Source organism: Mesorhizobium sp. M5C.F.Ca.ET.164.01.1.1 (genome assembly GCF_004792125.1).
In the GTDB taxonomy this organism is placed as follows: Bacteria; Pseudomonadota; Alphaproteobacteria; order Rhizobiales; family Rhizobiaceae; genus Mesorhizobium; species Mesorhizobium wenxiniae.
This window is the reverse complement of the sequence record NZ_SRTG01000664.1, coordinates 1-278: the sequence shown is the minus strand read 5'-3', so window position 1 is coordinate 278 and position 278 is coordinate 1. Positions and strand designations below refer to the sequence as shown.

At 69.1% G+C, this 278-nt stretch carries 1 protein-coding gene; it reads left to right on the top strand.

Annotation, left to right across the window (positions count from 1 at the left end; genetic code table 11):
- Positions 1–278, top strand: a 278-nt coding sequence (locus EN807_RS35210; protein ID WP_135938139.1) for a GNAT family N-acetyltransferase, incomplete at both ends; no start/stop codon positions are given.

Here is a 278-nt window from a genome sequence, read left to right as displayed (position 1 = left end):
GCGGCAGCCTAACCGCCTTCAACGATGCCGATGTCGGCGCCTCAGGCCGAAAGCCGCTGGCGGTTTTCGCGCGCGACGAGCATGCCGTCATCGTTGCCGGCATTTCCGGCTACACCGCCTGGGGCTGGCTCTTCGTGCAATGGCTGTGGGTCGACGAGCGCCTGCGCGGCCAGCACATGGCGGGCCAGATGCTGCAGGCGGCCGAACAGGAGGCGGTGGCGCGCGGCTGCCACGGCGCCTGGATCGACACCTTCAATCCCAAGGCGGCGAGGGCCTAT